Source organism: Streptomyces sp. AC512_CC834, from assembly GCF_019049325.1.
Taxonomy (GTDB): Bacteria; Actinomycetota; Actinomycetes; order Streptomycetales; family Streptomycetaceae; genus Streptomyces.
The window spans coordinates 16,234-37,833 of sequence record NZ_JAGMUO010000006.1 but is presented as its reverse complement, the minus strand read 5'-3'; the positions used below and the strand labels follow the sequence as shown (position 1 = coordinate 37,833).

Sequence of the window (21,600 nt, the reverse complement as noted above, 5' to 3'; positions counted from 1 at the left end):
AAATCCGGTCCCTGGAGGGTAGATGAAGGTCACTCTGTTCGAGCAGGCGCCCTACCGGTTTCTGCCTTCGGACTTCGAAGCGCATCACGATTCGGTGTGCAGCACCCCCTACAGCCTGACGACCGAAGCGGGCGTGTACTCCTCGGTGGTCGACTACATCGACGAGTTGATGACGGGTGCCCGGGCGGGGTTTGACGGCATCTCGCTCACCGAGCACGGCCAGAGTTCCTACGACCTGTCGCCGAACCCGAACCTCGTGGCCAGTGCTGTCGCCTATGCCACGGAAACCGAGAGGCTCAGCACCGCGATCTTCCCCATGGGGCGGTCGCTCGGCAAGACACGTGAACCCGTGCGGGTCGCCGAAGAGTACGCGATGGTTGACGTCATCAGCGGGGGCCGGCTCATCGCGGGCTTTCCGGTGGGACTCAGCTACGACGCCAGTATCAACAACGGAATCCCGCCCATTGAGGTCCGGGGGCGCTTCGAGGAGAACCTCGAACTCATCCTGCGCGCCTGGCGCGACCGCGACCCCTTTGCCTGGAACGGCCGCTACGGCCAGTTCCCGCAGGTCAACCTCTGGCCCAGGCCGTTGCAGGAACAGCCGCCGGTATGGATCACCGGAATCGGGAACCCCCGCACGATGCAGCTCACGCTGGAACGCGGGTTCGGGTTCAACTACTTCGGGTTCACCGGCGCCAAACTGACTGGCAAGCGGATATTCGAGCGGTTCTGGGAACTGGCCGACCAGCTCGGACTCGAACGCAACCCCTACCGGATGGGTTTTCTCCAGACGATCGCGGTCAGCGAGACCGATGCGCGGGCCGAAAAGGAATACGGCGCGCACGCCGAATACGCCTACCGGAAGGGACTGGGCGCCATCCCGCCAGAGATGCTGGGGCTGCCCGGCGGTGTCAACATCCACGGCGTCAAGGCCATGCTGAAAGACCCCGGGGACTTCGGCATGTACGGCACGATGCGCACCGCCGGCTTCGGGGAACTCGCCGACGCCGGAGCCGTCATCGCGGGCAGTCCCGCCACAGTGCGTGACCAACTCCTCGAGTACTGCACGACGTACGGGATCGGGAACCTGCACGCCATGCTTGGCTTCGGGTCCATGCCGAAGGACCTGGTGCAGAAGAACATCCATCTGTTCGCCACCGAGGTCCTGCCCCATCTGCGCACGCTGTGGCAGGACCAGGGCTTTGCCCATCACTGGTGGCCCAAGCGGCTGGGAGGCGTGCCACTTCCAGCGGCCCAGGAGCACGCGCCGTCCGCGGCAGGGAGGACGCAGGCCTCATGACCACCACCGAACGCGCACAGCCCTCGCCCCGCGAGGAGACAGTGGACGTCTGGAACGGACGGCTGCGACTGAGGGTGAAGGTGGCGGGCCAGGGCGCTCCGCTGCTGTACCTCCACGGGTCCACCGGGCTGGCCTGGGACCCCTTCCTGTCCCGCCTGGCCGAGCAGTACACGGTCTACGCCCCCGAGTTCCCCGGCACGAGCGCGGGTGAGCCCGACGCCGCGCACGTCATCGACGACCTGTCCGACATGGTCCTCGTCTTCGAGGAGGCGAGCCGGTCCCTGGGCCTGAGCCAACCGGTCGTCGTGGGCCACGATTTCGGCGGCATGCTCGCCGCGGAGCTCGCGGCGCACTTCCCCGCGCTCCCCGGAAAGCTGGTGCTGATATCGCCCCTGGGGCTGTGGCGCGACGATCTGCCCGTCGCCACCCTCTCCGCCGCCTCCCAGACGGAGCTGCCCGGTCTGCTCTTCCACGACCCGTCCGGCGATGTCGCCCAGGCGGCCCTGGCGTTCCCGGAGGATCCCGAGGCGGCCGTGGAGGCAGCCGCGGGCATGGTCTGGTCGCTCGGCAGCACCGGTAAGTATCTGTGGCCGATTCCCGACCGCGGGCTGCGGGCACGGCTGCACCGCGTGGCCGCGCGGACGCTGATCGTGTGGGGACGCGAGGACCGCCTTGCTCCGGCCGCCTACGCCGACGAGTTCGCGGGCCTCATCCGCGACAGTGCCGTGGCCCTCATCGACGACAGCGGGCACCTGCCGCAGGTGGAGCAGTTCAAACAGGCGCTGACTCGGATCGAGGAGTTCCTGAAGTGAGCCACGGCGGGAACTCTCTGTTCAGCCTCTCGGGGAAGACTGCCCTGGTGACCGGCGCCTCCCGTGGCATCGGGCGGGCCATCGCACTCGGTTACGCCGAGGCAGGTGCCGACGTCGCCCTCCTGGCCCGGGGAGCCGAGAGGCTGGAGGAGGTGAGAGCCGAGGTCGAGAAGCTGGGGCGACGCGCGATCAGTCTGGTGTGCGACGTCGAGGACCCGGACCAGATCCGGGCCTGTGTGCAGCAGACAGTGGCCGAGATGGGGCCCCTGGACATCGTCGTGAACAACGCCGGCGGGTTTACCTGCGCCGGTTCCTTCCACGACCTGGAAGTCGCGCAATGGCAGCGAGAGATGCGGCTCAACTTCGAATCCGCTCTGCACGTCTGCCGCGCCGTCGGCCGGGACATGACCGAACGCGGGCGCGGATCCATCATCAACATCGCTTCGATCACAGGGGAGGCCGGTCTTCCCCACTACTCGCCCTACGCGGTGTCAAAAGCCGCGGTGATCGCCCTTACCCATTCGCTCGCCGCAGAGTGGGCCGTGACCGGGGTCCGGGTCAATGCGATCTCGGCCGGCTGGGTGCACACCGACCTCACCGATGGAATCGCCACGGACCCGCGGACGGCCGAGGCCCTGCTCCAGATCGTGCCGGCAGGGAGGTTCGGCACCCCCGACGAACTCGTCGGACTGGCCGTCTATCTGGCGAGTGACGCCTCCCGGTTCATGACCGGTTCGTCCGTCGTCATCGACGGCGGGGTGAGCGCCTTCTACGGCGGTGCCGCCGTTCTGGAGGCGCCCGGTAGCCAGTCTCAGTCTCAGAAGGTCCCGGGAATCCAGGGCTGAGGCGCTCTCACTCAACATTCTCCACAGCAATACAGCGCACCTTCGGGGCGCGCCGGGGCGGCAGATTCCCCGGCGCGCCCCGGAGGTGCTCCTGCATATCCTGACACATGCCGACATCAGTTCGATGTCCTGAAGGTATATTCCGGCCGAAGCTGAGGCTCCTCGGCGGCTGTGAGCAGCCCTCGCAACCCCGCGTGAACTGCGGGCATGTGCGATGAGATTCCGCAGAGTGCAGAATTCAACTGGCCAGGGCTCTGCAGCTTGCCTGTCTCGAATGCGCTGCCCTTTCTTAAAACACATCTTGACTGGCTTCAGTGGGCCTGATATGTCCGATAGCTCTGATCGCAACGTGCGGGTAAATTGTCTCCACCAACCAGCAGTCCATCATCCCCGGAGCATGCCGATGACCCAGCAAGAACGCGCTGTACGGACGAGACGGGATCTGATCAGCTCTGCTGCTGATGTATTCAACCTCAGGGGGTTTGCCCTTTCATCACTCATGGAGATCAGCTCCCGGGCGAGCGTCAGCTATGGGGCATTACATTTTCACTTCAAGAACAAGAGAGTGCTGGGGGAGGAGGTCGAACGGGTTGCATTTCAGCTGCTTCACGACATTATAGAGCGCGGTCAGCTGTGCGATCACCCCGCTCCTTTGCAGCTTCTTGTAGACACCTCGCACCGCTTGGCGCAACGAGTCGCAGAAGATTCCGTACTCCGCGCCGGATTTCGACTCGGCAGCGACGCGACATGGGACGGGAGGATCGACCTGCGGCAGGAATGGTGCAACTGGGTCGAGTCCGTTCTGCGCCGCTCCAGGGAGCAGGGGTGCCTGGCGTCGGACGTGGTGCTGGAGGATGCGGCCTCGGCGATTACAGCGGCGATTGTCGGCTTCGAAGTACTCGGGCGCGCGGAAGGAAATACCGATGGGGCCTGGTGCTCCCGGCACGCGACGACGCGCTTTTGGGACCTGATACTTCCCCGCCTCACCTCGGGAATGGCGGTGGTCGATTTTGACACCGCGGGCGGGCAGGTGAAGGCCGCGGCGGCGCAGAGCTGACGCACGCCGGCGTGACGGAGGCCGTCGCCGCGTTGCCGGCAGTCGCGGACGGGCCGGGGAGTTCGCCGCTACGGGAGCGGGCGCTGTCGGCCGCGGCGTAGGGGCGCGCGCAAACCTGGCACGGCGCCGGCTCGCCCCGCTGTTCGACTTCTCGAATTCGGCGGCCGGGGGTCCGTCAACCATCTCGGTCCCAGGACTGCCGCTACTCCGCCGCCCACCAGGTCGTCGACGCCGACGCCCGTCTCGGCATCGCGCACCGCCGTACCAGGGGCGAGAAGCTGCCAGCCGGAAAGGAGGAACACAATCGTTCCGATAAGCACGTGTGCGCCCGCGTCGAGCACTTCGCCCGCATGAAGGGCTGGAAACCCCGCCTCACGCAATTGAGCCGATCGGCCCGCGGAAGTGGCAGAGCATCACCTGGCGCGGCTCGCCGCCCGACCGCGGAAACAGGCCGTGGGGCCGGCCTGCCGGTTCGCCACCGACCGCTCCACCGCCACCCGGGCCGGCGGTGGGGCACGGCCCCTGCCCGCCGAGCGGGGCCGCACTGTCGTCAGGGCCGACGTGCGGCCGCGACTCCTCCGTGCCCACCGTGCACGAGCCCGTTGAGCGTGCCGACAGGCGCAGCTGTGCGAGAGGGGGCCGACAGAAGCGAACCGCCGGAAGACGGTGCCGTGCCCGACGCCGTGCCGCCCCAGGCCGTCTGCGCCGCCCGGCCGGACGCCGTCCCGGTCTTCCGCCGGACCCCATAGGTCCGCTCATGGGCTCGGCGTGTGAGTTCTCGCGCCGCGAATGCGGCCCGAAGGCTCGCCGTTCATCGGAACCTGCCGCGCCACCTGCAATGTCTTATGAACAATGCGCCGGCGATGCAGGGGGCGGGTGGTAGAGCTCTCGCTCAGAGGTTCGTTTCCCTCTGTACAGGAAACCGATAGAGTGGTTTTCTTTGTGCAGGGAGCGAACTTTGAGGTGTGGGGCTAGGCGGACCACCTGCGCGCCGCACGGCCAGGCAATTGGCTATTAGAGGGACAGGGGAAGCATGCGCGAAGTGGTTGGCACGGGGACCGGTGGTAGATCCTTCTATCGCACCGGACGCGCATGGTCCGCACTGTTCTCGATCCGCTGCGACAGACCTGAGGCTGATTCGCCCCTTGACAGACGGGTGAAGTCTGCGCGAGACCGCACGCAGACGCCGGGACTCGATCGGCGGAGCGCTGCCCTCCCTTCCTGCCCAGTGCCGAACACCCGCACGATCTCCCCACCGAGCCTCGGTCTGCCGCGTACAGCGCCGACTTCGAGATACCGGGGCGGGTATCCCCGATTCGTGTCTCCGGTCGCGCCCGGCCAAGACTGACCGAATAGATACCGCGCACCGCGAAAGGCGGCCGATCGACCTTCCATCTGATGTGCGAAAGATGTCGTGCCGCCTGCGCGAAATGCGTTGAATCCTGCTGGTGCAGACGATCTACGGAGGAAGTATGTATTTCTTCACACTCGGCCCGTCAGAGATCAGAGGAAGTAATCGAATAATGCGCCCCAAGGGGGCCATACAGCAACTCCTGTTCGCGTCGTTCATGGCTACTGCAGGCCAAGTGGTCACAGTGGAATCCCTGGCGGAGGAATTGTGGGGGACTACTCCTCCGGAAAAGATGAACAACGCACTCCAGGCTCAGATCAGCCGGCTTCGGCGCATGCTGGCGCACTTGGAGCCGGATTCGGTGCCACGTATCACCGCCACCGTATCCGGCTACCAGTTCAGGCTGAGGTCGGGTGAGCTCGACGCCCAGGTCTTCCTCGACAGCATCGAGGCCATCCGTACCGGCGTCGGGGGCGACCCCCGCCGCTGCGCCAACGACCTGCGCCGCGCCATCACGCTATGGCGGGGACCAGCCTTCGGCGGAGTCGTCGGAGGGCCCCTATGTCAAACTGCAGCGTCCAAGTACGAGGAGGCCAGGTTATCCGCATTAGAACTGCTCTACGGAATCGAACTCAAGTGCGGCAGGCATGCCCGTATCATTCCGGAGCTGACCGAGACGCTCGCCTTGAATCCCGTCCAGGAGCAGTTCTGCCGGCTCCTCATGCTGGCCCTGTACCGTTCCGGCCGTCATATCGACGCGCTGAACACGTACCGGCAGTTCCGGCATCGCCTCAATGAAGATCTCGGCGTCGACCCGTCACCCACGCTGAGGTGGTGTGAAAGCGCGATCCTGGAACACGACCCGGCGCTGCTGGGTGAACCCGCCCTTGTCGGGTAGGCCGGCGTGCGCATCTGAGAGCCTGTCGACCCGACAAAGTCGCCGAACCTCTCTCATCCTGCGCTGAGAGGGTGAAACGGCCCGGTGGGCGGGGAGGCAGGACGGGGGCCCTGGTGGTCGTCTGCGTGGTGATCTCCCTCATCAACCCGGCGGCCGAGGGACTCTGCCGGTTCCATATCCATCCATACTCGACGTCCCCTGCGAGCACGTTCCTTCGTCATCGTCGACGCCGCCCTCGACCCCGCCGACTCCTCCACGACCTGACCGCGGCACGAGCCCACGGCGTCGTTCCGGCGTGGCACACCCGACAGATCCTCGTCCTGCCGGGCGGCTGGCACCCCGCCTGATGTCCTGGCGTCGCACGTCCCGTACTGGAATTACTCCGAAAGGTGGCAGTGATCTGCTGTCGAGTGTCGTCGCGCGCGGCAGCGCGTTGAGCAGCCGGTACGAGAGTCGGACGGTCCGGCTCTCCGGTGCCCTGTTGTGGTGCACCACTTTGACCCGGCGCCGGTGGACGGCGAGAGAGGTGGCTGCTCGTGGCGGCTCTACGCGTTGCCCGTTGCGGTGCGGAAAACGGAGGCCCCGGGCTGCCCGCCCACCCGCCGTGCGCCGGCCGAGACCGATTCCGCACCGGAGCCGCGTAGTCATGGCCTCGATCGTCAAAGAGGCCGTGATCGAGGCCAGTGCCGATGATGTGTGGGCGGTGATCGGCGACTTCGCCGAGGGGCCGCCGCGCATAGCGCCGGGCTATGTCGTCGCGACACGGCTCGCTGCCGCCGACGTCCGGGTGGTGACTTTCGCCGACGGCGTCGTGGCCCGTGAGCGGCTCATTGCTCTCGACCACGCGGCACGCCGGATCGTCTGGGCGGTCATCGGAGGCACTGTGCGGCCCGTACATGACAACGCTTCCTTCCAGGTCGTCGCCGAGAGCGATACACGGACACGGCTGGTATGGATCCACGACGTGCTGCCGGACGAACTCGCCAAGTCGGTCGCGGAGGCCATGGACGGCGGACTGGCCGTCATCCGCGAGACGTTGTCCACCCACGGCTGAGCGAACCGTGGGCGCACGGCCGTCGCCCCCAACCGCCGTCGGGGACAGTACCCCGACGGCGGTTGGGACACCATGCCCGTCGTCACCCGTGAGGGTGCCGCCGCCGTCCCCGCCCCCGGAGCGCCGGCGCCGAGAAGGCTCAGTGGCCGGCCGCGGAGTGAATGCTGCACAGAGGCGAGTCGACCACCGGTCGAGTTCGTCCCGGTACAACAGAAGTCATGCATCCAACGTACCTGGTCGGTTCGCGAGCAAGTAATCTGGCCAAGGCCCAAGTCCGGGAATATCTCGCGCCGATCAGCCGGCGGTTTCCGGATGTCGCGTTCACACACAGAGTCATTCTCGAGGGCGGCGACAGGGATCGGAAGTCCCGGCTCTCCGATGTGTCTGCGATCAGTGGCGGCAGCGCCTTCAGTTCGGAGCAGGAGGCGGCGCTGGCCAGGGGCGACGTGGATGTGGTCATCCATTCCCTGAAGGACCTGCCGACTGCGGACCCGCCCGGTCTGATGCGGCTGCCGCCGCCCGGCCGTGCGGACGCGCGGGATGCACTGTGCGGGTCCACCCTGTCCGGCCTGCGGAAAGGCGCACGGGTCGGCACGGGCTCCCCCCGGCGAATTGCTCAACTCCTCGCCGTACGCCCGGATTTGGAAGTGATTCCGATCCGGGGGAATGTTCCGCCCCGTCTGAAGAAGATCGAGACCGAGGGCCTCGACGCGGTGGTCCTGGCAGCCGCGGGGCTGCACCGCTTGGGCCTCGACGACGCCATCGGTGAAATGCTGCCCCTCGACCTGTTCCCGCCCTCTCCCGGTCAAGGTGCCCTCGGCATTCAGATCCGGCAGAGCAGCGTGGAAATCCAGGAGATACTTTCCAGTGTGAGCGACATAGTCGTCGACGCTCAGGTGCGGGCCGAGAGAGCCCTGCTGGCCGAGCTGCACGGCGGTTGCAGCGTGCCCGTGGGCGCGTACGCGAGGACGGGGCCGGACGGGACCCTGTCGCTCTTCGCGCAGGTCACGTCACTCGACGGCACTCAGCGGGTCTCGGGCCGACTGACCGGAATCGTCGGCGAGTCGGAGAAGCTCGGTGCCGCCCTGGCGGCGGAACTCATCGACCGGGGCGCACGTCGCATCCTTGACGGAATTCGGGGTGCATCCGCGCACAGTGCGCATCTAAGCCGGCCGGGCGGCCCCGGGGCCGCATCGCACCCGGACGGCGTCGGCCGTGCCTGACAAGCGCCTCTCACGGTTCGAGTGAATGTCGATGGCCGTGCGACTGGGCGGCTGCCATTCTCGGCGGTACCCACACGGCGACTGAAGGAGCGGCAGATGACCTTGGAACGAGACGGCACGCGGCGTGCCGAGCAGCCCGAGTCGGAAGGACGGCTGCCGTGAAGCTCCTGATCACCGGAGGCGCCGGTTTCATCGGCTCCCACTACGTACGCGGTCTCCTCGCGGGTGCCTACCCCGGGCACGAGGAAACCCGGCTCACTGTGCTGGACAAGCTCACCTACTCGGGCACCCTCACCAGTCTTCCGTACGGGCACCCGCGGCTGACCTTCGTACGGGGTGACATCTGCGACCGTGACCTGCTCATGGACGTCCTGCCGGGACACGACGCGATCGTGCACTTCGCCGCCGAATCGCACGTGGACCGGTCGATCGCCGGTTCCGCGCCCTTCATCACGACCAATGTGGTCGGCACCCACACCCTCCTCGAATGCTGTCGGCACACCGGTGTGGAGCGCTTCGTGCACGTCTCGACCGACGAGGTCTACGGGTCCGTGGAGGAGGGCTCGTGGACCGAGTCGTCCCCGCTGGAGCCCAATTCGCCCTACGGGGCGTCAAAGGCCGCATCCGATCTGGTGGTCCGCGCCTTCCACCGTACGTACGGCCTGTGGACCACCGTCACCCGGTGCAGCAACAACTACGGCCCCTATCAGTTCCCCGAAAAGATCATCCCGCTGTTCGTCACACGGCTGCTCGACGGCGGGAAGGTGCCGCTGTACGGCGACGGCCGACACGTGCGCGAATGGCTGCATGCCGACGACCACTGCCGTGCGATCCACCTCGTACTGGAGTCGGGCCGGGCGGGGAGGACGTACAACGTCGGCGGCGGCACCGAGTTGACCAACCGTGAGCTGACCGCAAGGGTGCTCGCCGAGCTCGGTATGGACTGGGGCCGTGTGGAACACGTCCGGGACCGCCCGGGACATGACCGGCGGTACTCGCTGAACACCTCGCGCATCCGCGAGGAGCTCGGCTTCGAACCTCGGATCTCGTTCGCACACGGGCTGGCCGACACCGTCCGCTGGTACAGCGAGAACCGGGCCTGGTGGGAGCCCCTGGCCCGGCGAGCCGCCACGTTCGAAACGCCCGTCGGATGACCGGCGCGTAACGGGCCCGCCCACGAGGCGGCACGGGCCCGACGGCCGTCAACTCACCCCAGTTCGGAGGCGATGGCCATGATGTAACTACCGTAGTCGGAGGCGGCCATCCGGGAGCCCAACCGGTGACAGGCATCGGCGTCGATGAAGCCCATGCGCAACGCGATCTCCTCGATGCAGGCGATCCGCACCCCCTGGCGCTCCTCCAGCGCGCCCACGTACTGACCCGCCTGGAGCAGCGACTTGGGCGTCCCGGTATCCAGCCAGGCGAATCCTCGGCCCAGGTTCACGAGCCGAGCCCGGCCCCGCTCCAGATAGACGCGGTTCACATCGGTGATCTCCAGCTCGCCGCGCGGTGAGGGCCTGAGGTTCTTCGAGATGTCGACCACGTCGTTGTCGTACAGATACAGGCCCGTGATCGCGCGGTTGGAGCGGGGGTGCCGGGGCTTCTCCTCGATGGAGACGAGATCGCCGTTGGCGTCGCTCTCGCCTACGCCGTACCGCGTGGGGTCGTTGACCGGGTAGCCGAACAGCACACACCCCCGGACGTCCCTGGCGTTCTCCGTGAGCGTCGCCGAGAAATTGTTGCCGTGAAAGATGTTGTCGCCGAGAATCAACGCAACCGAACCGTCCCCGATATGTTCGGCACCGATGAGGATCGCGTCGGCGATGCCGCGTGGGGAGTGCTGTTCCGCGTAGGTGATGCTGAGCCCGAGCTGGGACCCATCGCCCAAAAGCGCCCGGAACCTCGGTGTGTCGGTGGGGTTGGTGATGATGAGGATGTCCCGAATGCCCGCCAGCATGAGTACCGAGAGCGGGTAGTAGATCATCGGCTTGTCGCCCACCGGGAGAAGCTGTTTCGAAGTACCGATCGTGATCGGGTGCAGACGGGTGCCGGCCCCGCCGGCGAGAATGATGCCCTTCATACGCACGTGGCCCTTCAAAATCGCGTTGGGTTGGTGTCCCGCGGAGGCCACAGCACCGCACCGGGCTCGCTTGGCTCTGGAACAGGACTCGACTTCGGGCGTCCAGCCCGGCTTCACCAGTCCTCTAGGGGGTGCTCCGACGATAAGGGCTTCGAGAGGGGCGCCGTCCGACAGCCCGGCACCGTTCGCGAGGAGGAGCAGGCCGACCGAGGCCCGACGCCCTGAAACTGTCTGCGAGGAGGCTCCAACATGACGTCCGACCGTGCCCAGTTGCTCCGCGACATGGTGCGCATTCGCGTAGTGGAGGAAACGCTCGCCGACTACTACCGTGACGAGCAGCAGATGCGTACACCCACGCATTTCTCGATCGGCCAAGAGGCGACCGCCGTAGGCGTCTGCGCTGCCACGACCAGCCAGGACCTGGTTTTCACCGCGCACCGCTCGCACGCCCCCTACCTGGCCAAGGGAGGCGATCTCAAGGCCATGGTCGCCGAGTTGTACGGCAAGCAGGCCGGCTGCGCACACGGCCGGGGCGGTTCGATCCACCTGGTCGACCGGGCGGTTGGCTTCGGGGGGTCGGCGGCCATCCTCGGCGAGATGATCCCGGTGGCGGTGGGAGCTGCCTGGGCTTTCGCACGCAGCGGCCGGCCGAGGGCCGTGGCCACCTTCTTCGGCGACGGTGCGACGGAAGAGGGTGTGTTCGCCGAGTCACTCAACCTGGCGTCGGTACACCGGGCCCCGGTGGTCTTCGTCTGTGAGAACAACCTGTACTCCATCTCCTCCCCGATCGGCGCCCGGCAGCCCGCGGGCTCGACCATCCAGGATCGCGCCGAGGCCGCCGGGGTCACGGCCGCGAGGGTCGACGGCAACGACGTCTTCGCCGTGTACCAGGCGGCGCAACGAGCGCTGCGGCACTGCCGGGAAGGCAACGGGCCGTACCTGCTGGAACTCGCGACCTATCGGTGGCGGGAACATGTGGGGCCCGGCTTCGACCACGGTCAGGACCACGGGTACCGGCCGGTGCAGGAGACGGAGGCGTGGATGGCCCGCTGCCCCATCGTGCGGGCCACCGAAATCCTGCGTGAGCAGCATCCCGACATCGACCGGACCGTGGCCGAGTGGTCGGCGCAGTACGGCGACGAGATCCAGCGGGCCGTCGCCTACGCCAAGGAGCAGCCCTTCCCCGATGTCGATGCTCTGCTAGACGGTGCCTACCAGCCTGTGCCCCGCTGACACCGGTGCACCCGACGAAGAGGACCAGCACTCGTGCGAACTCTCACCTATTGGCAGGCGATCAGCGAGGCCACCATGCAGTGCATGGAGGCGGACGAGAGCATCTTTATCGCGGGGGAGGGGGTTGACGACATCAAGGGCACCTTCGGCACCACGAAGGAGGCGTTCGCACGGTTCGGCGCGAACCGTGTGATCGATGTGCCCAATTCCGAGAACGCCACGGCGGGGTTCGCGGTAGGCGCGGCGGCCTGCGGCCTGCGGCCACTGCTGGTGCACACGCGGGCCGACTTCATGTTCCTGGCACTGGACCCGCTGGTGAACCTGGCCGCCAAGTGGCGCTACATGTACGGCGGGGACAAGGGCGGAGTGCCCGTCGTCACGCGAGGCGTGGTCGGACGCGGCTGGGGACAAGGAGCGACACACTCGCAGAGCCCGCACGCGACCTTCGCCCACTACGCGGGGCTGTACGTGGCGGCCCCCGCGTCGCCCGCCGATGCCAAGGGGCTGCTGGTCCAGGCGCTGACCGGTGACACACCCGTCGTCCTCGTGGAGAACCGCAACCTGTACCCGCTGACCGGAGAGGTGCCGGCCGGGGCCACCGGCATCCCCTTCGGCGTCGGCCGGATCGCGCGCCGCGGCGGCGACGTGACCGTGGTCGCCACCTCCCTCATGGTCCACGAGGCGGAACGGGCGGCCGTTCAACTGGCCGAACGAGGCATCAGTGTGGAAGTGGTCGACGTACGCAGCCTGCGGCCGCTGGACGATCGGATCATCTGTGAGTCCGTGGCCAGGACGGGGCGGCTGGTCGTGGCCGACACCAGCTGGGCACAGTACGGATTCACCGCGGAAGTGGCGGCCGTGGTGGCCGAGCACATACCGCACGCCCTCACGGCGCCGATACGGCGGCTGGCACTTCCGGACTGCCCTGCGCCGGTGTCCTGGCCGCTGGAGGAGGCGTTTCACCCCGGTGCCGGCGGCATAGTGGAGGCTTGCCTGCAACTGTGCGGGCAAGCACCGGGAGACCTGCCCGCGCTGGCCGATGTCGCCGCGGGATTCCAAGGACCGTACTGAACACCGCATGCTGCCTCGGTACCACTGCGCACACTGTCCGCGGCCGGCCCAATCTGGACATCGGGCCGGCCGCGTGACGTACCGTCACTCGCATTCGCCGAGCAGAGCACGCTCGAGGTCGCGCTCGGCCGCGCTGAGCGGACCCCCTCGGGCGACACTCTCGGGATGTCCCGGACCGGGCCCCTCGAGAGGGGGGAGGGGCGGGACGTACACCCAGATGCTTCCCGCGGCGATCATCGCCCGTTCGAGGGCGCGCAGAACTCGGGTGAGCATCATCGGTGTCCCGGCTCGAGGGGTGACAGGAGGGCGGCACGGTCTTCACCGTCGTACCAGAGGCGGCTGAGTGCGGCGGCGTCGAGATCATGGCCCTCGGTCCACAGCCGGGCCACCGTGCCGAGCAGAGCGAGCCGGTCCGCTGCCGGACTTCCGGAACGGGCCGGAAGCATCGGCACCACCGCGCTCGCCCCGCTGCGCACTGCCGGGTGCCGGCGTGCGAACGCGGTCAGCGTCTGGCGCGGTCCGGCCTCGACGAGCAGCATGTCCTCCGCGGCGAGCAACTGGTCGAGGGCCGGCCTGAAGTACACCGTGTCCGTGATCTGGCGAGCCCAGAACCGGGGGCTCAGCGCGTCCCGGTCGCTCATCAGCTCCCCGGTGTAACCGGAGTAGAGCGCAAGGCGCGGGGACCGCAGCCCGATCCGGGTGTACTCCCGCTCGACGGCGTCGGCGGCCGGGGCCATGGCAGGAGAGTGGAAGGGGCTGGTCGCCGGTACCGCCACGACGGTGTGTCCGTCGGCACGCAGCCGCTTCTCCACGGCGGACAGCTGGGCAGCGGGGCCGGCCAGCATGGTCTGCAGGGTGGCGTTGACCGCGGCGATGGCCACCTCGTCCACCAGATAGGAGCGCAGGTGGGTCTCGGACGCCGCGACCGCGAGCATTCCGCCGGCCGGGACGGACAGCGCGTGCCGGACGCGCTCCCGCATCATCGTGACAGCGTCCTCGAGCGACACGACACCGGCGAACGTGGCCGCCACCAGTTCGCCGGCACTGTGCCCCAGGAGTGCCGTCGGACGGATCCCCCAGCTCATGACCAACTTGCCGAGGGCGTAGTCCACGGCGAACAGCAGCGGCTGCGCGCGCCGGACGTCATCGATGTCGATGAGCGGTCCGTTCGGGGTGAGCCAGTCGGCGCGAATGGCCGCGCCCTCGTCGCCCATGAGCTCCAGCACCGTGTCGACGGCCTCGGTGAACACCGGCTCGTGCCGATAGAGCCCGCAGGCCATCGCGGTGTGCTGTGAGCCCTGGCCCGGAAAGAGCAGGGCCACCGGGCGGGGGGTGCCGGCCGTGACCGCCCGTGCCGTGTCCAGCGCGGCGGCGGGATCCTCCAAGCTGCACACGGCGGCCGCCCGAACGAGACCCGCGCCCTGCCCGCAGGGCACCACTGCGGGCAGGGCGCGGAACATGTCGTCCGTCATCCGATCGACCACCGAGCGCAGTCGGGCACGGGTCCGTGTCTCGTCGCCGACACGGCGGCCGGACCAGAGCAGCAACCGAGCGCTGTCGGCCACCGGCCCGTGCGACGGGCCGGTACCGGGCGCCGGGCGGTCCCCCCGCGCCACCGCGCGCAGGGTCACTCGATGGGCCCGGACGGGGCCGGGCCCATCGGGAGCGGCGAGCACCAGGGCGACGTCCTTGCCGCCGCCGTTGAGTGCGGCATGCGCCAGCACCAGAGCCAGCACCGTCGACTCCGCCGTGCGCACGGCGACATTTTCGAAGCCGGAGTGAACCGGCTGTGGGAAATCGCCGGTCACCAGGAAGACGACGGTCCGCGTGCGCGTCGAGGAGCCGGTGAGGCCGAAGGCCTCGAGCGCGGCGTCGACGCCTTGCCCGCCCACCGGCGGTTGCCCCGCCGAGGTTTGCTCGGGAAGTGCCAGATCTCGGGTGACAACCCTCAGGGCTGTGCGGAGCAACTGTGCCTCCTGTCGTCGCAGGGACCGTCGACGGTGCTTCAGCGGGTCTGCGGCACCTGCCCGCTGGTGTTGATCAATGCCAGCAGGGCACGAGGGGTGTCCGCGTCAGCGACCGTCTCGTCCGGCAGCCGGATGCCGTATTCGCGCTGAACCTGGCCGATGACCTGGAGCATGGCCAGGGAGTCGTAGCCGAGCTCGTCGAAGGAGACATCCAGGACGTCTCCGTCCAGGTCGACGCCTTCTTCCTCGCCCGCGCTCTCACGCAGCATCCGGGTGAGGTCGGTCAGGGTTACCGTGCTGGCGGACATACCAGGGTCCTCTCGTTGGGTGTGGGGCCATCAGGTCAGTGGTCGCAACGGCGCAGTACGAGGGCCGCGTTGAAACCCCCGAATCCGCGGGCCAGGACCAGAGCCGAGCGCAGGCTGCTGTCACGGGGCTGATCGACGACCAGATCGAGTCCGTACGCGGGCGCGGGAGTCCGCACGTTGACCGTCGGAGGAATCACTCCCTCACGCAGTGCGAGCAACGCCGTGGCCACATCGAGAGCCGCGCCTCCGGCGAGCAGCCGGCCGGTCATGGTCTTGGGTGCGGTCACCGGCACCGCGCGCCGTCCGAACAGCCCCGTGATGGCTGCCGCCTCGGCCTGGTCCAGTTCGGGCACGCCGGCCGCATCGGCGAAGACCACGTCGATGTCCTGCGAGGTCAGGCCCGCGTCGGCGATGGCGTTCTCGGCCGCCCGCCGCAGGCCGGGCGGCCGGCCTGCGGCGGGCGCCGGGTCGAGGGTCGCCGCGTAGCCGGCGACCTCGCCGTAGATGTGTGGAGCACCGCGCTCCCGGGCCGAGGCCGCATCCTCCAGGACGACGACGGCACCTCCCTCACCGACGACGTACCCGGAGGCGTCCGCGGAGAAGGGCAGGTAGGCACGGTCCGGGTCGGCCACGGTGCTCATCCGGGCGGTGGTGAGTTGAGGCACCCAGCCCCAGGGGCACAGCGCTGAGTCCACACCGCCGGACAGCACGAGGGGTGTGCCCTTGCGGATGTGCCGCCGGGCGTGACCGATGGCGTCGATGCCGCCCGCCTGTTCGGTGAGCAGGACTCCGCTGGGGCCGCGCATCTTGTGCCGGATGGAGATCTGGCCGGTGTTGACCGCGTAGAACCAGGCGAAGGACTGGTAGGCGCTGACGTACTCCTTGCCCCTGCTCCACAGGTTCTCCAGTTCCCGCTGGCCGAACTCGACGGCACCACCGGAGGCGGCGGTCACCACACCCATGCCGTATTCGGGCAGGTGCCGCAGGTCGGTGCCGGCGTCGCCGATGGCCCAGTCGGCGGCCGCGAGCGCGAGCCGGGTCATGTGGTCCGTCTGCGGCATCAGCCGACTGGATATGTGCTCCTCGGCGACGAAGGCCTTGATCTCACCGGCGAGCACGGACGGGTACGGGGCGTGATCGAAACGGGTCAGCGGGGCCAGAGCGCTCTGTCCCGCCAGAGTGGCCTTCCAGAACGCCTGTGTGCCCAGGCCGTTCGGCGCGGCGACACCGAGGCCGGTCACGACGGCGGCGGTCATGACCGGGCTCCCGGGCGGGTGAGCAGCATGGCGCTCTGGAAGCCGCCGAAACCGCTGCCCACGCTGAGCACCACGTCTGCCTGCTGCTCGCGTGCGGTCAACGGGATGTAGTCGAGGTCGAGTTCGGGATCGGGCGTGTGCAGGTTGGCGGTTGGCGGCAGCACACCGTGCTCGATGGCCAGCGCGCAGGCGACGATCTCCAGGGAGCCGATCGCCCCGAGCGAGTGCCCGATCATCGATTTGACCGAGCTGATCGGCACGTCGTGGGCGTGGGCACCCAGACTGCGCTTGAACGCGCCCGTTTCATGGCGGTCGTTCATCTTCGTGCCGGAGCCGTGGGCGTTGATGTAGCCGATGGACTGCGGTGAGAGGCGGGCCTCGTGCAGGGCGGCATCGATGGCCTCGGCCATTTCGCGCCCGTCCGGCTTGAGCCCCGTCATGTGGTATGCGTTGCACCGGGCGGCGAATCCGGCGATCTCGGCATAGATGTGTGCCCCGCGCTTTCGGGCACTCTCCCACTCCTCAAGCACCATGATCGCCGCTCCTTCCCCCAACACCAGGCCGCCACGGGTCCGGTCGAAGGGCCGGCAGGCCCGTTCCGGTTCGTCGTTGTGCGGGGTGGTGGCGTGGATGGCGTCGAAGCAGGCGGAGGTGATCGGGGAGATCGGAGCCTCGGTGGCCCCGGCGACCATCACATCCGCACTTCCCTCGCGGATCAGCTCCACCGCGTGACCGAGCGCGTCGAGCCCCGAAGTGCAGCCCGTCGACACCACGGCGGCAGGACCTTCGGCCCCCGCGACCCAGGCGACTTCAGCCGCCATCGTGTTGGGTACGAAGTGCCGGTACAGTTCGGGAACGGCGTACTCGTGGTCGACGTGCCACTTGCGCCCGCCGTCGCTGACGACCACGTATTCACGCTCCAGGCTCGTGGTGCACCCCACCGCGCTGCCGATCGACGTGCCGATTCTGCCGGGGTCGAGGCCGCCGACGTGCAAGCCGCTGTCGGCGAGTGCCTCGCGGGTGCTCACCACGGCGAACTGGGCGGCTCGGTCCAGCCGGCGGATCTCCTGCGGCGTCAACCCTGCCGACGCCGGATCGAAGTCGCACTCGGCCGCGACCTGCGAGCGGAAGGGCGAGGGGTCGAAGAAGCTGATGGTGCGCGTGGCGGATCGGCCGGCGGTGAGGAGCTCCCAGTACTCCTTTACTCCGATGCCTCCCGGGGCCACCGAGCCCAGGCCGGTGATGGCGACTCTGCGCAAGGCCGTCACCTCGCTTCCGCGGAAATCCGGCGGCCTGGAATTCGTGAGCCGCTCCGAGCTGTGCCGGTCACTGTGAAAGCCCTCTCTCGTCGAGGTGTTCCGGTGGAGCGGCGGGCGAGGCGCCGCAGGATCGCTGACTTCGCGCCCCGCCCGCTGAATCGGTCGGTGGTGCGCTCGTGACGTGCCACCGTCGTCGATCCGGTTCATCGTTCGGTGGCTCCCTAGACGAACGCTCGTGCCGACATGGAGTGCGGCGATACGCTTCTTCGGGACCACGCGGCGAGCCGGGTGACGGTCGGACGGCCGATGGCGGTGTTCACGCGGTGGGCGGCCGGCGCCCAGCCGGGGCGGGTGAGCGCCCCGCGCCGGGTGCGGCTCCTTGTTCCGGTAGGCCCGCTCGCCGGCCGGACAGCGGCCGGCAGTCCACGCACCGCCCTGCTGGGGCGAGACGAAGCCCTGCCTCGGTGGGGCCATGGGCCCTGACCCGCAGATTCCGGCGGTCCTGACCGGCAGATTCCGGCGGTCCTGACCGGTTGCACCACGAAGCGGAACAGCGCCGCGCCCCGGGCGTCGTTACTCGTCGCCGTCCCCGCTCAAGCCGAGGCACAGGGACCGGCCGATCGGGGGCGTGCCCATGCCGGCTGTCATGGCGAGACGGACGGCGATGATGATCAGCGTGACTGTGCTCGTGTCCGCAGTCGCCCCACCGTCCCGCCGGCCGGCCTGCGCCCACGACGCGCCACGTCTGCAGCCGCCGTGACGGAGTCGCCGGCCTCCAGGTCCAGTGCCGGGTCGCCGGCCAGTACCGACTGGTGCAGCCGTTGCAGCCGAGGGGAGGGCTCGAGGCCCAATTCCTCGATCAGAGTGGTCCGCAGCTGCTGAAACGCCTGAAGAGCCCGCCAAGCGTTGCCGGAACGGTAGGCGGCCAGCATGAGCAGCGCGCAGAAGTTCTCGTGCATGGGATACCGGGCCGTCAACACGGTCAGCTCCGGCACGAGTTCGCTGTGCCGGGCCAGCCGCAGGTCGGCGGCGATGCGGCGCTCGAGCACGGCCAGTCGGTCCTGGTCGATCCGGAGCACCTCCAGTTCCAGCACCCTTCCGACGCGTACGTCGACGAGAGCCGGGCCCCGCCACATGCCGAGGGCCGTACTGAGCAGCTCGGATGCTGCGGCGTCGTCGCGCGCGTCGAACGCGGCCCGCCCGGCGGACGCACACTGCTCGTACTCCTGGGCGTCGACCTGCCCGGGAGGCATGTCGAGCAAATAGCCGCCGTGCCGGGTCACCAAAACGTCCTTGGCGCCCCGTTCAGCGTGCTCCGGGAGCGTCGCGGCGATCTTGCGGCGCAATTGGAGGATGTAGGTCTGAAGCGTGGTCGCAGCGCTGCGCGGCACGGCCTCTCCCCAGATCTCCTCCATCAGCGTGGACACCGTGACGACCCGTCCTGCCTGGAAGGCGAGCACGGCGAGGATCTGTCTGGGCTTGGCCGCGCTCGGCACCACGGAGATCCCGCGCTCCTCAGCAGTCAGCGGACCCAGCACCTTGATTTCCATCTGTGCTCCCCTCGCACTCTGCTACGACAGTGGTGGAGCCTGGCACTCCGGCTGATCCGACGCACAGTGAGGGGCGCACGAGCGCCATCGTGAATATGTCATACGCATTTCGTGAAAGCCGCCCTACCAGCCGTCACGGAGTCACATTGAGAATTCATACGTGACGAGGTGCCCTGCGCCGCGGACCACGGCCGGCACCGCAGCCCCCGTTGCGCGTCGTCCCGTCCCGTAGCCACGCACCGCAGGAACCAGCCACGTTTCAGCCGCGCCGACGATGGCGTCGTCGTCCTGTTGCCCCAAGTCGGCCGGAGCGCCTTCGAGCCCTCGGGTCCGCGGCGGACCGCACTACTGGAGCGGGCTCCGCGTTCGAGGAGGCTTGTTTTGAGCAGGTTCAAATAACTGACTGTGATCAAATGGATAGGCGCGGTTGTTTCAGAAGTGCTTCCTGTTTAATATGAGTCCGATGTGCTGGCGACTGTTGCAATACTGACAATGCAATTGATCTCAGGCGTACGGGGGACAGGTGGATGCCTTATTTGGCGGTGAGCCCTGCAGTGATAAGCGACCGGATCGCGCACGCGTGGCTCTGAAGATCGCACGGTCATTGATTGTCGCTGTGGTGCTGAGCAGCGGTGTGCTGGCTCTGGCCGACATGGTGGCGGGTGCGGCCGAGGCAGGTGAAATTTTCACCTATGTGCTGTGCGCGACACCTCTGCTCGGCTTTCAAGCGATTCTCCCTTTCCTTCCCTATCGGCACTGGAATCCCGACCGTAAGGCTTTCCTGTTTCTTCTGATTGCGGCGGCGACGTATCCTTGCGCCGCGCTCGGTGGAGCGAACTGGAACGGTTTGACCGGGCCGCTTGCGGGTTCCGCGCTGTTATTGCTCACGGGAATCCGGGCCTGGGCCGCATTCGCATTGGTCGTCGCCGACGCACCCGTGCGCGCCGCGGTGCAGGGGGCGCCCCTGCTGCCCTCCATCGGGTCCGCCCTGGCCGTCGGCCTGTGCGGGCTCCTCGTCCTGGGCCTCGCCCGGCTCACCCATCTCGTCTCGGAGGCATGGGCCTCGCGAGCAGAAGTGGTCCGTAGGGCTGTCGTGCGCGAGCGGCTCCGCTTCTCCATGGACCTGCACGACCTGCTCGGCTACAGCCTGTCCTCCATCGCGTTGAAGAGCGAACTGATCTACCGGCTGGTGCCCAGCCGGCCGGACCAGGCGCGCAAGGAGATCGACGAAGTTCTCGACATCTCCCGCCAGGCCCTGTCGGACGTGCGGCTGGTGGCCCGGCGCTATCGGGGCATGTCCCTGGAGAGCGAGGTGTCCTCCGTGGAGTCGGTGCTGAACTCCCTTGGAGTCGTCGCACGGGTAGACATCCGGTGCGGGAACCTGCCGCCCGCCGTGGACACCGTTTTGGCCACCGCGGTACGCGAGGGCGTGACCAACGCGCTCAGGCACGCACACGTCAACCATGTCATGATCCGGGCGGTCGGCGACCAGGGGAAGGTCCGGCTCCTGGTGGCCAACGACGGCGTGGTCGAGGGCGCACCCGCACAGCGCTGTCCGGACGGAAGCGGTCTGCACAACCTGGCCAGCCGGTTCGATGTCGTCGGAGGCCGCATCGACGCGGAAGTGACGGATGACGGTTGGTTCCACCTGGTGGGCGAGGTCCCCCGAAGCGTCACCCTGGAGCCCGTCCGACCGGCTTGTTGAGATCGGAGGCCACGATGTCCGTCAGAGTCCTCATCGCCGAAGACGTCTCCATGCTGCGGGGGGCCCTGGTCGCCCTGCTGGAAATGGAATGGGACCTGGAAGTGGTGGCCGCGGTCGGGCGCGGGGACACGATCGTGCCGACCGCCCTCAGGACCCTGCCGGACGTCGCCGTCATCGACATCAGCCTCCCCGGGATCGACGGGCTGAGCGCGGCGACGGAACTCCATCGGGAACTGCCCAGCTGCCGTACCATCATGCTCACCGGGCTGGGCCGCCCGGGCACCCTGCGCCGGGCCCTGGAGGCCAGGGTCTCCGGTTTCCTGCTCAAGGATTCCGAACCGCACCGGCTCGCCAACGCCGTTCGTGCCGTCGCGGCCGGTCAGCGTGCCATCGACCCCGAACTGGCGCTGTCCGCATGGGACGTCCAGGACACGCCCCTGACCAGGCGCGAGTTGGAAGTGCTCAGGCTGGCCGCGCAGGGTGCGGAGGCCGAGGAGATAGCCGGACGCCTCTACCTCTCCAAGGGGACCGTCCGCAATTACCTGACCTCCATCGTGACCAAACTCAACGCCCGCAACCGGGTCGACGCCATCCGTATCGCCGAACAGGCGGGGTGGATCCCCTGAGAACC

19 protein-coding genes and 1 pseudogene are annotated in these 21,600 nt (G+C 68.2%); 13 read left to right on the top strand and 7 right to left on the bottom strand.

The features are described 5' to 3' along the window. Window positions 1-22: 22 nt before the first annotated feature. From KUM40_RS00215 to rfbB, 9 genes and pseudogenes are all read left to right on the top strand, one after another. On the top strand, window positions 23-1,300 hold the full coding sequence (locus KUM40_RS00215; RefSeq protein WP_217161472.1) for an LLM class flavin-dependent oxidoreductase: 1,278 nt from the start codon (window positions 23-25) through the stop codon (window positions 1,298-1,300). Further along, window positions 1,297-2,112 (top strand): alpha/beta fold hydrolase, encoded by an 816-nt coding sequence (locus tag KUM40_RS00210; protein ID WP_189745629.1) that lies wholly within the window; start codon window positions 1,297-1,299, stop codon window positions 2,110-2,112. The genes KUM40_RS00215 and KUM40_RS00210 overlap by 4 nt, the downstream gene beginning before the upstream one ends. After that, on the top strand, window positions 2,109-2,957 hold the full coding sequence (locus KUM40_RS00205) for an SDR family NAD(P)-dependent oxidoreductase (RefSeq protein ID WP_308401013.1): 849 nt from the start codon (window positions 2,109-2,111) through the stop codon (window positions 2,955-2,957). The genes KUM40_RS00210 and KUM40_RS00205 overlap by 4 nt, the downstream gene beginning before the upstream one ends. Window positions 2,958-3,354: 397 nt before the next feature. Further along, window positions 3,355-4,014, top strand: coding sequence for a ScbR family autoregulator-binding transcription factor (locus KUM40_RS00200; protein ID WP_254394301.1), 660 nt, complete (start codon window positions 3,355-3,357; stop codon window positions 4,012-4,014). A 242-nt stretch (window positions 4,015-4,256) separates the two neighbouring features. After that, a pseudogene (locus tag KUM40_RS40910) lies at window positions 4,257-4,379 on the top strand (IS5/IS1182 family transposase); the annotation flags it as partial. Window positions 4,380-5,462: 1,083 nt separating this feature from the next. Further along, complete coding sequence (locus tag KUM40_RS00195) at window positions 5,463-6,263, top strand: AfsR/SARP family transcriptional regulator (protein ID WP_308401012.1); 801 nt, start codon at window positions 5,463-5,465, stop codon at window positions 6,261-6,263. A 646-nt stretch (window positions 6,264-6,909) separates the two neighbouring features. Further along, window positions 6,910-7,317, top strand: coding sequence for an SRPBCC family protein (locus KUM40_RS00190; protein WP_217161469.1), 408 nt, complete (start codon window positions 6,910-6,912; stop codon window positions 7,315-7,317). 218 nt (window positions 7,318-7,535) lie between these two features. Next, window positions 7,536-8,540: a hydroxymethylbilane synthase gene (hemC, locus tag KUM40_RS00185; protein ID WP_217161467.1), complete on the top strand. Its 1,005-nt coding sequence runs from the start codon at window positions 7,536-7,538 to the stop codon at window positions 8,538-8,540. Between the two features lie 158 nt (window positions 8,541-8,698). Further along, window positions 8,699-9,694: a dTDP-glucose 4,6-dehydratase gene (rfbB, locus tag KUM40_RS00180; protein ID WP_217161465.1), complete on the top strand. Its 996-nt coding sequence runs from the start codon at window positions 8,699-8,701 to the stop codon at window positions 9,692-9,694. A 53-nt stretch (window positions 9,695-9,747) separates the two neighbouring features. Here rfbB and rfbA read toward each other — a convergent pair whose 3' ends face one another. Beyond that, window positions 9,748-10,620, bottom strand: a complete 873-nt coding sequence (rfbA, locus tag KUM40_RS00175; RefSeq protein WP_217161580.1) for a glucose-1-phosphate thymidylyltransferase RfbA — start codon at window positions 10,618-10,620, stop codon at window positions 9,748-9,750. 249 nt (window positions 10,621-10,869) lie between these two features. Between rfbA and KUM40_RS00170 the strand changes: the two genes are divergently transcribed. Both KUM40_RS00170 and KUM40_RS00165 read left to right on the top strand, forming a co-directional pair. Further along, a complete protein-coding gene (locus KUM40_RS00170; RefSeq protein ID WP_217161463.1) occupies window positions 10,870-11,853 on the top strand; it encodes a thiamine pyrophosphate-dependent dehydrogenase E1 component subunit alpha in 984 nt (327 codons plus the stop codon). 33 nt (window positions 11,854-11,886) lie between these two features. Continuing rightward, window positions 11,887-12,924: an alpha-ketoacid dehydrogenase subunit beta gene (locus tag KUM40_RS00165; RefSeq protein WP_217161461.1), complete on the top strand. Its 1,038-nt coding sequence runs from the start codon at window positions 11,887-11,889 to the stop codon at window positions 12,922-12,924. Between the two features lie 84 nt (window positions 12,925-13,008). Here KUM40_RS00165 and KUM40_RS40905 read toward each other — a convergent pair whose 3' ends face one another. The 6 genes from KUM40_RS40905 to KUM40_RS00140 all read right to left on the bottom strand — a co-directional run bounded on the left by KUM40_RS40905 (window position 13,009) and on the right by KUM40_RS00140 (window position 19,264). Next, complete coding sequence (locus KUM40_RS40905) at window positions 13,009-13,161, bottom strand: DUF6059 family protein (protein ID WP_254394307.1); 153 nt, start codon at window positions 13,159-13,161, stop codon at window positions 13,009-13,011. Window positions 13,162-13,196: 35 nt separating this feature from the next. Beyond that, a complete protein-coding gene (locus KUM40_RS00160) occupies window positions 13,197-14,816 on the bottom strand; it encodes an acyltransferase domain-containing protein (protein ID WP_308401011.1) in 1,620 nt (539 codons plus the stop codon). A 113-nt stretch (window positions 14,817-14,929) separates the two neighbouring features. Beyond that, on the bottom strand, window positions 14,930-15,199 hold the full coding sequence (locus tag KUM40_RS00155; protein ID WP_161378583.1) for an acyl carrier protein: 270 nt from the start codon (window positions 15,197-15,199) through the stop codon (window positions 14,930-14,932). A gap of 35 nt (window positions 15,200-15,234) precedes the next feature. After that, window positions 15,235-16,455: a ketosynthase chain-length factor gene (locus KUM40_RS00150; RefSeq protein WP_217161459.1), complete on the bottom strand. Its 1,221-nt coding sequence runs from the start codon at window positions 16,453-16,455 to the stop codon at window positions 15,235-15,237. Then, window positions 16,452-17,714, bottom strand: a complete 1,263-nt coding sequence (locus tag KUM40_RS00145; protein ID WP_254394305.1) for a beta-ketoacyl synthase — start codon at window positions 17,712-17,714, stop codon at window positions 16,452-16,454. Before KUM40_RS00145 ends, KUM40_RS00150 begins: the two co-directional genes overlap by 4 nt. Window positions 17,715-18,385: 671 nt before the next feature. Further along, entirely contained in the window at window positions 18,386-19,264 is an 879-nt protein-coding gene (locus KUM40_RS00140) for an AfsR/SARP family transcriptional regulator (RefSeq protein ID WP_217161457.1), read from the bottom strand. A gap of 580 nt (window positions 19,265-19,844) precedes the next feature. Between KUM40_RS00140 and KUM40_RS00135 the strand changes: the two genes are divergently transcribed. Both KUM40_RS00135 and KUM40_RS00130 read left to right on the top strand, forming a co-directional pair. Next, complete coding sequence (locus tag KUM40_RS00135; protein ID WP_217161455.1) at window positions 19,845-20,969, top strand: histidine kinase; 1,125 nt, start codon at window positions 19,845-19,847, stop codon at window positions 20,967-20,969. Window positions 20,970-20,983: 14 nt separating this feature from the next. Then, the gene (locus KUM40_RS00130; RefSeq protein ID WP_217161454.1) at window positions 20,984-21,595 is read left to right on the top strand and encodes a DNA-binding response regulator; all 612 of its coding nucleotides are present in this window, start codon (window positions 20,984-20,986) and stop codon (window positions 21,593-21,595) included. The last annotated feature ends 5 nt before the right edge of the window (window positions 21,596-21,600 follow it).

Bases quoted from the DNA above. Each gene is read 5' to 3' on its own strand.
- KUM40_RS00215 (WP_217161472.1), top strand. From the start codon at position 23: ATGAAGGTCACTCTGTTCGAGCAGGCGCCCTACCGGTTTCTGCCTTCG.
- KUM40_RS00130 (WP_217161454.1), top strand. From the start codon at position 20,984: ATGTCCGTCAGAGTCCTCATCGCCGAAGACGTCTCCATGCTGCGGGGG.
- KUM40_RS00155 (WP_161378583.1), bottom strand. From the start codon at position 15,199: ATGTCCGCCAGCACGGTAACCCTGACCGACCTCACCCGGATGCTGCGT.
- hemC (WP_217161467.1), top strand. From the start codon at position 7,536: ATGCATCCAACGTACCTGGTCGGTTCGCGAGCAAGTAATCTGGCCAAG.
- KUM40_RS00210 (WP_189745629.1), top strand. From the start codon at position 1,297: ATGACCACCACCGAACGCGCACAGCCCTCGCCCCGCGAGGAGACAGTG.
- KUM40_RS00200 (WP_254394301.1), top strand. From the start codon at position 3,355: ATGCCGATGACCCAGCAAGAACGCGCTGTACGGACGAGACGGGATCTG.
- KUM40_RS00150 (WP_217161459.1), bottom strand. From the start codon at position 16,455: ATGACCGCCGCCGTCGTGACCGGCCTCGGTGTCGCCGCGCCGAACGGC.
- KUM40_RS00170 (WP_217161463.1), top strand. From the start codon at position 10,870: ATGACGTCCGACCGTGCCCAGTTGCTCCGCGACATGGTGCGCATTCGC.
- KUM40_RS40905 (WP_254394307.1), bottom strand. From the start codon at position 13,161: ATGATCGCCGCGGGAAGCATCTGGGTGTACGTCCCGCCCCTCCCCCCT.
- KUM40_RS00140 (WP_217161457.1), bottom strand. From the start codon at position 19,264: ATGGAAATCAAGGTGCTGGGTCCGCTGACTGCTGAGGAGCGCGGGATC.
- KUM40_RS00190 (WP_217161469.1), top strand. From the start codon at position 6,910: ATGGCCTCGATCGTCAAAGAGGCCGTGATCGAGGCCAGTGCCGATGAT.
- rfbA (WP_217161580.1), bottom strand. From the start codon at position 10,620: ATGAAGGGCATCATTCTCGCCGGCGGGGCCGGCACCCGTCTGCACCCG.